Source organism: Chitinophaga tropicalis (assembly GCF_009758205.1).
GTDB classification, from domain to species: domain Bacteria; phylum Bacteroidota; class Bacteroidia; order Chitinophagales; family Chitinophagaceae; genus Chitinophaga; species Chitinophaga tropicalis.
In genome coordinates this window covers 226,302-241,308 of sequence record NZ_WRXN01000005.1, presented here as the reverse complement: position 1 = coordinate 241,308, position 15,007 = coordinate 226,302, and the positions used below count along the sequence as shown (strand labels likewise).

Sequence of the window (15,007 nt, the reverse complement as noted above, 5' to 3'; positions counted from 1 at the left end):
AAGTGATCAGGGATCGACCAAATACTTATAGAAAAACACCAGATAACACTTGGAGGCTTCGCGCTGATGAATATTCCACTTATGACAGGCACAAAGCATTATCTCCTGATAGATTGAAGAAGAAATTTCACGTATGATGAACCATCAACAGATGGCTCCCGGGTACTATTGACCAAATCAACCAATAATAAATTAGCTGATAATTATGGAGCAAAATTATACAAAAACAAGCTCTCCTTTGTATAAGAGGTATTTAATGCCTGCGTTATTGTTTTTACTGTTTCCCTTTTATGTCGTTGCACAAAATCAGGTGATAACAGGCCGGGTCACTGACTCCCTGGGAAATGGAATTGCCGGCGTTACAATCGCAGTCAAAGGAACTGCCGTGATTGCAAATTCAGATGCATCCGGTCACTTCAGGATCCAGGCGGGCCAGGGAGTTCCACTGAGAGCCTCACACGTCAGCTATATCACCAAAGAAGTAATGCCAGTTGGAAAATCCCTTACCATCATCATGCAACAAGCTATGAACGACTTAAACAATATAGTCGTGATTGGTTATGGTACTATGAAGAAAAAAGATCTTACCGGGGCAATATCTTCCATTCGCCCCAATAAAATTGCAGATGAAAATCCTAAAACAGTACAGGACATCATCCGTGGTACACCCGGTGTAAGCGTAGGTTTCGATCCCTCTGCGAAAGGAGGAGGTACTATACGTATTCGTGGCCAGCGCTCAGTGTATACTGATGGAGGACATAATGATCCTTTGCTCATACTGGATGGTATGATCTTTTATGGGGAATTGTCTGAAATAAATCCTGATGATATCGATCAGATTGACATCCTTAAAGACGCCTCTGCAGCTGCGATCTATGGCGCCAAATCCGCTAACGGTGTACTGATCATAACCACAAAAAAGGGCAAAAAAGGTAAGCCTGTTATTAACCTGACAACCAATCTCGGGATGTCCCAAATGGCTGCCAACAGAGAGGTGTTTAGCCCTGAAGGATACATGCAATACCGTGAGGACTGGTATACTGCCGGTACCTATGGTACCAACACTGCAACAGGCGCCTATGAACCGTATATATCAGAAACCGCCACCGCAGGTAAACCGGGATATTATGAAATGCCTACGGATAAAATGCTCAATAAATATGGTATCACTATTGATCAATGGAGAGCGTATTCAACAAATACAAGTGGCGCATCCGATGACCGGATCCGGGCTGAACGTTTAGGTCTCCAATTCACCACATTGGAAAACTACCTGCAGCATAAAACCTTTGATTGGTATAAACATAGTTTCCGTACCGGGGTTAACCAGGACTATAATCTCAGCGTATCCGGTGCCAGTGACAAAATTAATTACTATCTGTCTGCAGGCATGTTGTCTAATCAGGGAGTGGTGGCAGGTGATAATTACAGGGCAGTGCGCTCCAACCTAAAAGTGGATGGCCAGGTTGCCGACTGGCTGGATATCAGTGCCAATGTCAATTTCCAGGACCGTTCTGATGGAAATATTGCCGTGAACTGGGGATCGCAGATCATTAACAACAGCCCTTTTGCGGCTTACAAAGATGAGGATGGAAACCTGGAAGTACACCCCATGGGTGATGAGATGACAGCCAGTAAGGGATATAATTTTGATTTCAATAAACAGTATATGAAACTTGAAAGAGGCTATACTGTACTGAACACGATTTTCTCCGCCAAAGTAAAACTGCCATTTAATATCAAATACGCTTTCAATGTTTCTCCCAGGTATCAATGGTATTATAACCGCTACTTTGAATCATCAGCGCACCCCGACTGGCTGGCCGTTAATCATGGTGTAGACCGGAACTGGGGCAAACGTTTTGACTGGTCTTTAAATAATACTCTCAGCTGGGAAAAGACAATTGCACAAAAGCATGCTGTCAATGTAACCCTGGTGCAGGAAGCGGAAGAAAGGCGCTATTGGAGTGATGTGATCAATGCACGAAGTATCCTGCCAAGTGATGCATTGGGATTCCATGAAACCTCTACCGGTGATCCGCTTAACAGCAGTTTTAATACCGACGATTCTCATGAAACGGCTGACGGTATGCTTGCACGTGTGTTTTACGCATACGATGATCGTTATATGTTAACCGCCTCTGTGCGCCGTGACGGCTACTCTGCATTTGGTACCTCCAATCCGCGGGCTACCTTTTTCTCAACAGCCCTGGCCTGGACATTTACGAATGAAAACTTCTTTAAATGGACCCCATTGAACAATGGTAAACTGCGTTTGTCCTATGGACAGAACGGGAACAGGTCACTTGCCAATCCCTATATCGCGCTGGCCAACCTGGCTAATGGCGCAACAACACAAGGATACGTGGATGCCAGCGGCAATTATGTCCAATACTATTATCTAAGGATCGATCGTATGGCAAACCCACATTTGCAATGGGAAAAGACCACCGCATACAATGCCGGATTAGACCTCGCCTTCCTGAATAACAAGATCAGCGCAACACTCGATTATTATTTCATGCCCACAACAAATATGATCATGAGCCAGTCGTTGCCGGACTTTTCAGGATTTACCAGCATCACCACCAATTTAGGAGAAGTACAGAACAAAGGTTTTGAAATATCCGTCAACACCCGAAATATAAAAACGCCCAACTTCAGCTGGAATACCACCTTTGGATTTTCGAAATATAAGAACACAGTGAAGCACCTGTATTACCGTTACGAAGATGTGTTAGATGCTAATGGAAATGTCGTCTCCTCAAAAGAATCCGATGATATATCCAATGGATGGTTTATAGGGCAACCCATCAGCGCCATCTGGAACTATCGTGTCACAGGAATATGGCAGGTGAATGAGGCAGCTGAAGCTGCCAGGTATGGCCAAAGACCCGGCGATCCTAAAGTCGCAAATAATTATACGGCAGATGATACTAAAAATATTGATGGAACAACAACAGCAGTGTATAATAATAATGATAAGGAATTCCTGGGCCAGACGACAGCACCTGTTATGTGGTCATTGCGAAATGATTTTACCTGGAGAAATTTCAATCTCTCATTCAATATCTATTCTTACTGGGGCAATAAGAGCCTGAGCACTGCTTACCTGAACCAGGACAATAGTGTTTCCCAAGTTACCTATAATGCTAATACTTATAACAAAAAGTACTGGACCCTTGACAATCCCAGTGATTTCTTTGGGCGCCTGGATGCCAGAGGTCCTTCCGGAGTTGCCGCTCCCAACAGGCTTTTCGATCGATCCTTTATCAGGTTGGATAACCTTACTATTGGGTTTGCAATGCCACACAGGCTGCTTTCCCCGGCAAAGATCGAAAACCTGAAGATATACGCTACAGTACGCAATGTGGCCGTTTGGAAAAAAGATAAAAACTGGAACTACTGGGATATAGAAACCGGAGACATTGCTCCACGGATCTATACACTTGGATTAAACCTCACCTTCTAAAATTTACCCATGAAAGATTACTATATAATAATATTTTTCTTCGTAGCGATCATTACCGCCTGTAATAAGAAATACCTTGATCCGGATCCATTATCTTTTTATGAGCCGGAGAAAACCTTCTCTACCAAGTCAGGCCTTGATGCTGCAATAGCGATGTGTGATAAACATTTGCGTAGCTACTGGAGTTACATTACAACAAGGGATATTTCTGTACCCATCAACACCGAGTATATGTTGTCAGACATGGCCGTATCCGGTAAAACAGATGATGGAAGCATCTTTGCAGATGTGGCTACCCGCCTTACACCTACAGACGGTATGTACACGAGTGATGTGAACATGATGAGCTTTTTCTGGGGAGAAACTTATAATGGTATTAAGTATGCCAATACAATCACCACGTTTATTGATAAAGTACCTGACCTGGATGAAGCAACAAAACATGAATACATTGGCAAGGCCTATTTCCACAGATCATTCCGTTATCTTGCCTTGTGTTTTCAGTTTAACAACGTGCCGCTGATCACCCAAATTCCATCTACGCCAAAGCAGAACTATAAAAGCACCAGTCGGGAAGCGATCCTGGAAATGATTACCAAAGATATGGAAGCTGCCGTGCAATGGGTACCGGACCAGTCCGGTACGGCTTATATAGGGATGATTAATAAAGGCGCCTGCCGTCAGCTGCTGATCAAATGCTACCTCGCCACCGGTCAATGGGATAAAGCAATTGCACAAGCCGATACATTGATCAATAATTCAGGTTATTCATTAATGACAGCGCCATTTGGTACCTTCGAAAGTCCGCTGGAAGCCACCTGGCATATTACCCGGAACGTGATATGGGATCTGCACCGCCCCGTGAACAAATGTATTATAACCAATAAAGAAGCCATACTTGCAATGCCCAACCGTGATAATACAGATGCCGCCATAAAAATGCGCAGCATGCGTAACTGGGCCCCCATGTGGAATATATCCACCCTGGTTTCACCCGCAGGAAAATTTATGCAATGCTACGCATCATCAAGTAGATCCTACCGGGCTAATCTTGATTTTAACTCAGCTGTTGGGCGCGGTATAGCAATGATCCGGCCTACCTGGTTTGCAACACAGGAACTTTGGTTCGTGAATGGAATAAATGATACTGCCGATCTCCGGCACAACAGCCGGGTGGGGAACTGGGCAAGAATGGATTCCCTAAAATATAATGATCCTTCAGATGCTGCGTACTTCGGTAAAAACCTGAGACTTTATGAAGGCAGTAAAATTTTGTGTTCAGATACAGTGCGTAACTGGTTCGATTGGCCGCATTATAAAGTCTTTGTAAACGACCCCGATCATATAGGCAATACTGCAAGTAATAATAACAGAGGTGGTGCGGCAGACTGGTATTGCTACCGTCTTGCGGAGACATATCTCCTTCGTGCTGAAGCAGAATTTTACAAAGGGAATATAGGCGCAGCAACCACAGATGTAAATGTTGTAAGACAAAGAGCACAATGCCAGCAGTTATATACGACTGTCACTATTGGCGATATTGTCAACGAACGTGCCCGTGAGCTATGGATGGAAGAATGGCGGCACATGGAGTTAAGTCGTATATCCTACAGCCTGGCCCTGAGTGGCAAAACTGATGAATGGGGCAATACGTATGTTGCAACGACCCTTTCTGACAACAGCTACTGGTATCAGCGCATACAGCACTACAGCAATTACTACAACAAAAACAAAGTGACCGTAAAGGGCAGGTCCTATACAATGGCTTCTCATAACATCTACTGGCCGATTCCTCAATCAGCTATCGATGCAAACCTCTATGGGAAACTAAGCCAGAATCCTGGCTATAACGGTTATGCCCCTGGAACAGAGATGTGGACGAAATGGGAAGATGCTGTAAATGATGAAGATAAAAAGTGAGCAGGTACAAAACTGCTTACTCCCTTGGTAATGAGTTCGCATATTCATTTGGCGACATTTTGAAATATTTCAAAAAATTGCGGCTGAAAAGGCTTTGCGAGCTATAACCTACCATCTTTGAAATTTCATAAAATGAAAATTCATTGCAGGCAATTAAATTAGCCGCTTTTTTAAGACGCGTAAGGTCAATTAATTCTTTTGGAGATAGTGAGGATAAGGATTTGATTTTTCGATATAGTGTAGTGCGGCTCATGAACATGTGCCCGGCAAGCATATCAATATCAATATTAGGGTCTTTAATATTGTTGTTGATATATTCGTCCAGTTTCTTTAGAAAGGCTTCATCAGTTTTGGAATGTGCCATTATCCTTACATCTTCAAAAGGTGAACTGGCAAAATGCTCTTTTATCTTACGGCGATTTTTAAGCAGGTTAGCAATCTGGATCTGCAGGAGTTCTGTAGAGAATGGCTTTTGTATATAAGCATCTGCACCTACTTCCAGCCCTTCTATGTGCGCTTTATAGGTGTTCTTGGATGTTAATAAAATAATGGGAATATGACAGTATTCCACATTGGATTTAATGAGCTTGCACAACTCAAACCCGTCAATACCCGGCATCATAATATCAGATATGATGAGGTGAATGATCTCTTTGTCCAGAATATTTTGTGCGATTTCCCCATCGGACGCAAGATGCAACGTATAGGAGTCTCTTAAAACAACAGACAGGAATTCCAGGATATCTTCATTGTCGTCGATAATAAGAATATTTTCAGTCATACTATTTAATCTTTTTCCAACTGTTTAATTGAAATTCAAACTTTTGATGTATGGGAAGTTGTAGTTCAAAAATTACCAGGTCAGTCTCGCCGGAAATCAATCGCAGCGATCCATTGTGCAACTCAGTGAGCGATTTGGCCAGCGATAGGCCGATACCGGTTCCCGGCTTGTCATTACCTCGTACCCTTACAAAGGGCTTAAAGATCTCCTCTCTGAATTCTTCGGGTATGCCTTTGCCATCGTTGTGAAAACTGATGGTAAAGTATTCATCCGTATCGTTTACAGTGTGTATGTTAATCATGGCGCTGCGATCTGCATATTTAACAGCATTTGACAGGATGTTGCTACAGATCTTAATGAAGGCCTCTCTGTCTACAAAAGCAATAAAGTGTTTTTCCGGTAATACAACATCCAGCTTAATTTTGTTCCTGGCAGCTTGTTCTGTAAAGCTCGTCAGCAGATCACTTATCAGTACAATAATATCAGTTTTTACAAAATTCAGGCTAAACTGACTCACTTCAGTTTTTCTAAAATCCAGTAATTGGTTGGTCAGTTCTGTCAGCCGCCTGGTGTTTCTCTCTGCTATAGTGAGGCTATTCTTAACATCAGGATCATTGCTGAATTTCTTGAGCAACCATTCTATTGGCCCCGCTATCAGCGTAAGTGGGGTTTGTATTTCATGTGTAATACCCGTAAAGAATTCGATCTTCGCCTGGTATATTTCCTTTTCTTTTTCGTGTTCAAACAATTGCAGCTTTCGCAAATTTTTACGCTCCAGGTATTGGCGATACAGACGGGCCGAAAGGATTATAACCATGCCTGAGAGCAGCAGGTATAAAATATAAGCTATCCTGCTTTTCCAGAAAGGAGGCAGAATTTTGATGACCAGGCGTCTTTCTTCGCCTTCCCAGCTTCCCGTATTGCTTTCAGCGTGAACAACAAACTCATAAGTGCCGTGACTAAGATCAGTAAAATAGGCTTTGCGGTTAGTTGTGAGATAAGTCCATGGCTGATCAATACCCTTCATTAAATATTTATACCGTGTAGCTTCAGGTGATGAATAGTTCAACGCGGCAAACTCAATGCTGAAATTATTCTGATCATATTTCAATATAATGGTGTCTGTGTATAAAATAGATTTGGAAAGGGAACTGTTATGCCCACCAGGTATCGTTTCAATATTATTGATCTGGAAACCTGTAATATAGGTAGGAGGGCTGGGCTCTCTCTGGTTAAATTGTGCAGGATCAAAGGCTATCATACCTTTAACTGAGCCGAAGTACATTTTACCATCGCTATGTTTATATGCCGAGTTGTAGTTGAACTGGTCCGTGATCAATCCGTTGGCTTTAGTGTACACTTTTACCTGTTCAGCATGCAGCTTAAATGAAATAAGGCCTTTGGACGAACTGATCCACAAATGCTTTGAATCGTCTTCCAGTATGCTGTACAATACATTGCCGGGCAGTCCGTTTGCGGTAGTATATCTTTTGGTGCTTTTCCGGTCAGGGCTCAGTTTTATAAGTCCACAGCCGGTGGTGGCAAACCATAAAGCATGTTCACTGTCTTCAAAAATTTTATAGACAGGGTATTCATTAATAGTATGGCCCTTTGTCGTATCGCTGAAACGTATATTACCGTGCTGGCCGGTTGCAGGATTATAATAGAATGCACCCTCCTTTACACTGCCTGTCCAGATATTTCCTTTTGAGTCTTCAAATATATCGAAGATGTAAGTGTTGTATGGTATCTCATTGATACGTTTGAAGGTTTTGTGTTGTCTGTCATACTCAAATAGCCCGGCATTACGATAGGCAGTGCCTACGAGTAGTTTATTGTTCCGTGTACGGTGCAATGAAATGACAAAATCACTTATCCGGCCCTTGCTGTCACTAATCAGTTTAAAACGATCTGTAATTAAACCGGTGCGCATATCCATGATTTCCATCCCCTGTAAGAAAGGGCCGATAAATAGCTCCCTGCCCCAGGGAAGCAGACCATGGATATTGGAATAGGAGATGCTCCCTTTTTTCCCTGTATCAGTATAGCTGGTAAATGCGCCTGTTTTCAGATCCAGTTTGTTGATCCCTGCATCTTCGGTGCCGACCCATAGGTGGCCGCTGCTATCAGCGCAGATCTCCCTGACCGCATTACCTGAAATAGAATTAGCGCCTGGTATCGGATAATATTTTTCAAACCGGGCATTGGCCTTTGAATAATAATTTAGCCCGCCAAAGAAAGTACCGGCCCACATACCTCCCTGGTTGTCTCTGCATATAGCATAAACAGCATTGTCTGCCAGTGCATAAGGGTCGCCGGCCCTTTTTCTCAGGCAGATGCTTTTATCGGTGGCTAAATTATAAATATAGATCCCTAATTCGGTAGCGATCCAGTATTGCCCATCATGATCTACCGCAATGTCTCTTACAAAAATGTCTTTATTCGTATCAGCATCCAGTGATAATGATTTGACGATGCCGGTTTTAGTATCATAACTTTTTAATCCCTGTTTAAAGCAACCTATCAATAGTTCCTTGTTAGGAACCGGGTATATTTTGCTGATAGATCGAGCATTTGCAGGCAGACTTTTATCAACGATCCTTATCCTGGTACCAGGCTTTTCATTTGGATCGTAAATATGAATGTTGCCATCATCGTCGCCCATCCATAAATTCATATTTGAATCCAGCGCAATGCAAGACGCCTTTATTTTCAGGTTCACCATCCTGTCCTCTGCCTGAATGTATTTGTAGAGTGAGAATTTAATAAGGAACCAGAGGTTGTTATCCTTGTCAATGATAAGATTGTTGGTATATTCTTTCGGATCAGTTTCAAGCTCAGTGAGCACTTCTGTGAACGGGTTGTATTTAAAAAGCCCTTTGCCGGTTGCTATCCAGATCATTCCTTTTTTATCCTCAGCTATACAGTTAATAACATCATTTCCCAGGCTACCGAATTGATCATTATTGTTTTTGTAAACCTTAAATGAGTAGCCGTCAAAACGGTTCAAACCACCACGGGTGCCTACCCAGATCAAACCCGTACGATCCTGAATGATAGTAGTTACCGAATTGTGTACCAGTCCATCATCCACCTGGTAATGCTTAAAGTAATATTGGCCAAAACAGGAAGAAATAGTGAACAATAACAGTACAGTCAGCAAAATATTATAACGTGGAAATCTCATAATGCCTGATCCAAATATAGCTATATGAGATCAAATGTCCTATCCTGTTCAGATAAAATTTTGGAACCTGATTCAAGGAAGAAACTCCACTTGTACATCATACAGGCAGCGCATAACTTCGTAATTCATGGGGATGCACCACAACATTCGTTATCAATCCGTAATAACCGTTCTACCAGAGGCTATTAATTGGGCCATCTTCCATGAAGAAGTACTCATGTGTGGGGCTATTTGTCAATAATAGTTATTTTACATGTAATTCAACCCTGTGCTATTGTCTGTTCTGCTTCTTTTAATATTGTAAGTTGGGATAAATCGACAAAAAGTTGAACAGATTATGTACTATCCGTTCGTTTATTTTGAATGGCACTAAATCCAATCACTTAACCACAATTCTCTATGAAAAACGAGTTATTTACCAGAACTGTTGTTGTCATCGCATTGCTTACGGCCGGTTGTAATAAAAAGCAATCGGAGAGTATTACCCAGTTGAGTCTCCCTAAAGCTATCAGCGTTGCCCCTCCATTGGGAACACTGGAAGATAGCGCTATCTATCGTATCAGGGGTTTCTCTTCATTACCAGCCGGCCCGGTAGTTGAAGTGACCGGAAACTCAACCGCTGAAGGTGCAAAAATTCAGCAGTGGGGATGGTTTCCCAATAACGGGCAGAAATGGAAACTTATAAAAACCGATGCCACTTATTATAAGCTGGTCAATGTTACCAGTAATAAATGCCTTCAGTCGCCATCGGCAACTTCCGGCGAGGTATTACAGCAGGGAACTGATGATGGCTCTGATGCACAACGCTGGGCAATTGCCTATTCCGGCAGTAACAATGTTTTTTCACTGACCAACAAGCAAACAGGTATGAAAATGGTTGTTGATCCTGAAGATAGTATACCCGGCAGAAAAGTCAGACAGAAAAGTAGTGTAACAGGTACACAGGATCTCTTTGAATTTCGTAACCTCAATTTTCAGAATCCTTTAATTGCTGCCAGCCGACCTGATCCCTTCATAGCGCAAAGAAATGGGTATTATTATTTCCTGTATACCAAAGGCAATAAGATAGGCATTACGAAAACCCCATCCATATCATTGCTGGCGGCTATGACTGAGACCATTGTCTGGACTCCTCCCACAGGTACAGCGTATTCATCTAATATATGGGCGCCTGAATTACATTTCCTGTCAGGTAAGTGGTATATATATTTTGCTGCTGATGATGCTGGAGGCGATGATAATCACCGCATGTTCGTGCTGGAGAATCCCAATGCTGACCCAACAACCGGAACATGGACATTCAAAGGAAAGATATTTGATTCAACTGATCAATGGGCTATTGACGGTTCGGTGCTGACCATTGGCACGAAAAATTACTTCATATGGTCGGGCTGGGAGAATGTGGCTACCAAATATAAACAATATATTTACCTTGCTCCTATGTCTAACCCATGGACTATCAGTGGCGCCAGGGTAGCAATATCATCGCCTACCAATACCTGGGAGAAATATGAGCCCAGTTCATTAGGGCTTGGTGTAAACGAAGGTCCCATCATGCTGCAGAAAGATGCCAGCAGCCCGGTATTCATTATATATTCAGCAAGCCGTTATACGAGTGATAATTATTGTCTGGCGCAGATACAGTTAAAAAGCGGAAGTGATCCTACAGTTGCCGCCAACTGGATAAATAAGAAGCAGGTGTTTGTCAGAAATGATGCTAACAATGTTTATGGACCAGGACACAACGGCTTTTTCACCAGTAGTTATACCGACGCAAACAATGTGCTGCATACCGAAAACTGGTTTGTGTATCATGCGCGCAGTGTAGCTGCGACTACAAACGGAGGCAGACCGGCAAGAATACAAAAACTAACCTGGAATTCAGATGGATCACCAAACTTTGGTGTAGCCGGAGCGACGGGTGTTAATATCCCTATTCCGATAGGTGACTGATGTGGTTGTGAAACATATATTTATGTGGAATTGAACCTGGTGTAAGTTTAAGTAGATCTGCATGCTCCTTTCACTAAAGATACGGATAGACTTATTAACCTCTTTCTTCGTTAATTTGTAATTTTAAGATCAATTTGATGAAACACTTTAAATCAATCAGTGAAATGGCAGTTGCCCATAAATCCAGGATTTATTTCAATTTTCACTGATATCAATCCTAACTGGAATAAAAAGTTACGTATATTGAATTGTTGTAGGGAATTTGAAAAATGACACTAGAACCATTAATAAACTATTTCGAAAATCTTCTTCCTTTAAATGAAGAAGAAAAATCTATTGTGGAAGAAGCTTTCAAGGAGCGAAGAGTTAAACGAAGGCAATTTATCCTTCAGGAAGGCGATATATGCAAACACCACACGTTTGTAGTTGAGGGCTGTTTCAGAATGTACATGGTGGACGAAAAAGGTAGAGAACATAATCTGCAATTTGCTATTGAGAATTGGTGGATTGCGGATATTGGCAGCTTCTATTCAGAGGAGCCGAGTCGGCTGTACATAGAAGCTTTGGAGAATTCAATTGTTCTTCAATTAAAAAAGGAGGATCAGATCAAACTCTTCGATAATAGCCCGACATTCAACCAAATCTTCAGGGTTCTTACAGAAAAAGCTTTGGTAAGTGCTCAACGTAGAATTCTGCAAAATATCAGCTCCACTGCAGAGGAGCGTTATCTTGATTTTTTAAAAAGGCACCCCCACTTTTTTAATCGAATTTCTAACGTTCAGATAGCCTCCTACCTGGGTGTAACGCCAGAGTTCCTTAGTATCATCCGCAATAAGATCGCCAAATCTTAATCTACATTAAGGTTTTTTCTTAAACTACCTTATAGGTGAATGTGGTGCATTGCCTCCATCTTTGTGTCGTTATTAATTTTAAACATTCAAGATGGGAAAGAAAATAATTGCGGTCGTTGGTGCGACTGGTCTACAAGGAAAAGGAGTGGTAAATGCTCTGATTAAGGAGGGTTCTTTCAAAGTTAGAGCCATTACCCGAAACCCGAATAAATATCAAGGCAAGGCTGATGAAGTGGTACAAGGTGATTTAATGGACCTCGAATCATTAACTAATGCTTTCAAAGATGCTTACGGTGTATTTGTAGTGACTAATTTTTGGGAAGGAGCAGATGAATTAGCACAAGGACATATAGCTGTTGAAGCTGCAAAAAAAGCTAATGTGAATCACTTCGTTTGGTCTACTTTACCAAACGTTGAAAAAATTAGTAACGGTCGGTTTGATGTTCCTCAATTTACAGGAAAAGCAAAAGTCGATGAGTTTGTAAAAAATGCCGGATTTGCAAATTATACATTCGTTCAGCCACCTTGTTACTTTCAAAACTTCATGGGAGAATTGGCGCCACAACAGCAACAAGATGGTTCTATTGGCTGGACCCTGCCCATTGATCCAACTAAGAAAGTAATCCATATGGCAGATATCAGCGACTTGGGGAAAGTAGTTGCAGGAGCGTTTTTAAATCCTGAAAAGGTGGGGAAAGGAAGCTATTTATCTCTATCTACCGAAATGAATAGTTTTAATGATGTTTTGGAAGCTTTCAAAGCTAACGGGAAAGAATATAGTTTTAATCAGGTTCCAACAGAAGTGTTTTCCAGTTTTTTTGAAGGAGCAGGAGCAGTTGCCCAGTTGTTAGCTTATTTCGAGTCTTATACATACATGGGGCCAAATTCAGAAGCTCGAATTCAAATGGCTAAAAAAATTTCAACAGAGCCGTTTATCCCGCTGAGTGAATGGATTAAATTAAACGCGCTTCACCATGGGTGACGATTGACTTCCGTTTTAGACAATTTTGGATCAATGATTTGAATATTGTATCGTAGATATAAAATTAGTTCAAACTAAAAAGGCTTCAAGTTTAATGACTTAAAGCCTTTTTTTCGTGTGCCCTGTAGCGAATCATTTTCGAACCAGTTGGTATTGATTTTTAATAAGTTGGGTAAAATAAGAGCATCGTCCTTACTCAATCGCTTCGTGCCAAAAAGCTTCCCCATACTTTGAGATATCCAGCACAGTATTTTGGAGAAGCTGACAGGTTATCTTCCACATCAACCGGAATTCGTCATAGCCGTCCGCTATTTAAAAATGTTCAATCCCTCATTATAAACAGGACTTTGTATGCTCAAAAAATTTAAAACACTGTGAAATACATAGTCTTGTGACAATGAATTTTCTGTCTTCAGTTGTTTTAAACTGTTGTCAGATGTCCAAACTATAAAAGGAATGTCATATTGTTGTTTCGGCGCCAGGCTTAAAGGCAAACCATGCATGTATAGATTTTTTTCTCCTAAAGATTCGCCATGGTCGGAAACAAAAATCATTGCACTTCTATATTCCTTTAATTGTTTTAAATCTTCAATTACATTGTATAAAATATAGTCAGTATAAGCAATCGTATTGTCATAAGCGTTGATCAGTTCTGTACTGGAACATTTAGCTAATTCAACGCTATTACAGACCGGCTTAAAAGTTTCGAACTGAGGCGGATATTTTTTGTTATACTCAGGTCCATGACTTGTACTTGTGTGCAATATTACCAATATCTTGTTTTTTGTACTTGCCGCTATTTGCTCTTTCAGGTTATTTAAAAGAACTTCATCATAGTCGCATCCATCGCCTTTACAATCTTTCATCAGCACGTCTTTTTTCAGGTAATTTTTTATATGAACAGGTGGTTCTCCCCAGTTTGTGGTTCTCCAGACAACCTCAACGCCATTTCTATATAAATAATTGGGTAAAATCTCATACAACTCGCCGGTATTTTTAGCTTCTAAAATACACTTTACACCTGCAGTAGTATAGGTGGCGCAGGAGGTAGCATTAAAATGAAATACACCAGGGGTTTTTGAAAGTAATGGATTTGTATTTTTACTGTACCCGTATAAAGAAAAATTTTCACTTCTTGCGGATTCTCCTATCACTAAGACAACAACCGATTTCCGGTTATCTTTTATGATAGCATCAGGCAACAATATTTCCTTTTCATTTTCCTGTTGTTTATGTACAAAAAACAGGGAGAGATTTACTGTGTAACTCCATGGCATTGCAAGCCCACCTAATACTTTTGAATTTTTATCAACCCACAACCAATTTTGAGAATTCGCAAATACTACAGCTAGCATAAATAATAAACTAGCTAAAACGATGACTAAAAATCGCTTGAATGTTACATATACTATTTTGGCTTTTATGATAATAATGGCAGGAATAACACCAAGCAGAATTATATAGAGCAGTAATTTTATGGAAAAGAAACCAGACGCCTCAGCATAATTGGTATTTAGCACATTACCCATCATTTCTGCATCTATTATAATACCATAAGTATTAATAAAGTAAACTGCAATTGCGCTGAAAATAAAGAGTAATGCCAGGATAATTTTTCCTACAAAGCGTAATAGAAAGAATATCAAAAAAAAGACAAAAGAATTTGCAACCACCATTAGGATAACAAAGCAAATAATAATGGAAATGCCGCCAAAACCCTTATAATCAACATTATTAAAAATAAATTTGAAAAAGGGAAAATGAAAGAATAAGAAGTTAAGACAACTTATTAATAGAGAAAAGTGAATGATTTTTATATTATCTTTTAATAACCTCATAAACCATTTTGTAAAACAAAAAA

General features: G+C 40.9%; 8 protein-coding genes. 5 read left to right on the top strand and 3 right to left on the bottom strand.

From position 1 onward, the window contains the following. The first annotated feature begins 256 nt into the window (after positions 1 to 256). Together GO493_RS13510 and GO493_RS13505 are read left to right on the top strand one after the other, a co-directional pair. On the top strand, positions 257 to 3,472 hold the full coding sequence (locus GO493_RS13510) for a SusC/RagA family TonB-linked outer membrane protein (RefSeq protein ID WP_232538836.1): 3,216 nt from the start codon (positions 257 to 259) through the stop codon (positions 3,470 to 3,472). A 9-nt stretch (positions 3,473 to 3,481) separates the two neighbouring features. Beyond that, positions 3,482 to 5,392 (top strand): RagB/SusD family nutrient uptake outer membrane protein, encoded by a 1,911-nt coding sequence (locus GO493_RS13505; RefSeq protein ID WP_157306709.1) that lies wholly within the window; start codon positions 3,482 to 3,484, stop codon positions 5,390 to 5,392. 16 nt (positions 5,393 to 5,408) lie between these two features. Here GO493_RS13505 and GO493_RS13500 read toward each other — a convergent pair whose 3' ends face one another. Together GO493_RS13500 and GO493_RS13495 are read right to left on the bottom strand one after the other, a co-directional pair. Beyond that, entirely contained in the window at positions 5,409 to 6,173 is a 765-nt protein-coding gene (locus GO493_RS13500; protein WP_157306708.1) for a response regulator transcription factor, read from the bottom strand. Position 6,174: 1 nt separating this feature from the next. Next, positions 6,175 to 9,360 (bottom strand): ligand-binding sensor domain-containing protein, encoded by a 3,186-nt coding sequence (locus GO493_RS13495; protein WP_157306707.1) that lies wholly within the window; start codon positions 9,358 to 9,360, stop codon positions 6,175 to 6,177. Positions 9,361 to 9,759: 399 nt separating this feature from the next. Between GO493_RS13495 and GO493_RS13490 the strand changes: the two genes are divergently transcribed. From GO493_RS13490 to GO493_RS13480, 3 genes are all read left to right on the top strand, one after another. Then, entirely contained in the window at positions 9,760 to 11,313 is a 1,554-nt protein-coding gene (locus GO493_RS13490; protein WP_157306706.1) for a family 43 glycosylhydrolase, read from the top strand. A 269-nt stretch (positions 11,314 to 11,582) separates the two neighbouring features. Then, positions 11,583 to 12,164 carry a Crp/Fnr family transcriptional regulator gene (locus GO493_RS13485; protein ID WP_157306705.1) on the top strand — a complete coding sequence of 194 codons (582 nt, stop codon included), beginning with the start codon at positions 11,583 to 11,585 and terminating at the stop codon, positions 12,162 to 12,164. Positions 12,165 to 12,255: 91 nt separating this feature from the next. After that, on the top strand, positions 12,256 to 13,146 hold the full coding sequence (locus GO493_RS13480) for an NmrA/HSCARG family protein (protein ID WP_157306704.1): 891 nt from the start codon (positions 12,256 to 12,258) through the stop codon (positions 13,144 to 13,146). 308 nt (positions 13,147 to 13,454) lie between these two features. On the opposite strand, the gene eptA is transcribed toward GO493_RS13480, so the two are convergent. Continuing rightward, on the bottom strand, positions 13,455 to 14,984 hold the full coding sequence (gene eptA, locus GO493_RS13475; RefSeq protein WP_157306703.1) for a phosphoethanolamine--lipid A transferase EptA: 1,530 nt from the start codon (positions 14,982 to 14,984) through the stop codon (positions 13,455 to 13,457). Positions 14,985 to 15,007: the final 23 nt, after the last annotated feature.

Bases quoted from the DNA above. Each gene is read 5' to 3' on its own strand.
- GO493_RS13500 (WP_157306708.1), bottom strand. From the start codon at position 6,173: ATGACTGAAAATATTCTTATTATCGACGACAATGAAGATATCCTGGAA.
- GO493_RS13495 (WP_157306707.1), bottom strand. From the start codon at position 9,360: ATGAGATTTCCACGTTATAATATTTTGCTGACTGTACTGTTATTGTTC.
- GO493_RS13480 (WP_157306704.1), top strand. From the start codon at position 12,256: ATGGGAAAGAAAATAATTGCGGTCGTTGGTGCGACTGGTCTACAAGGA.
- GO493_RS13485 (WP_157306705.1), top strand. From the start codon at position 11,583: ATGACACTAGAACCATTAATAAACTATTTCGAAAATCTTCTTCCTTTA.
- GO493_RS13490 (WP_157306706.1), top strand. From the start codon at position 9,760: ATGAAAAACGAGTTATTTACCAGAACTGTTGTTGTCATCGCATTGCTT.
- eptA (WP_157306703.1), bottom strand. From the start codon at position 14,984: ATGAGGTTATTAAAAGATAATATAAAAATCATTCACTTTTCTCTATTA.
- GO493_RS13505 (WP_157306709.1), top strand. From the start codon at position 3,482: ATGAAAGATTACTATATAATAATATTTTTCTTCGTAGCGATCATTACC.
- GO493_RS13510 (WP_232538836.1), top strand. From the start codon at position 257: ATGCCTGCGTTATTGTTTTTACTGTTTCCCTTTTATGTCGTTGCACAA.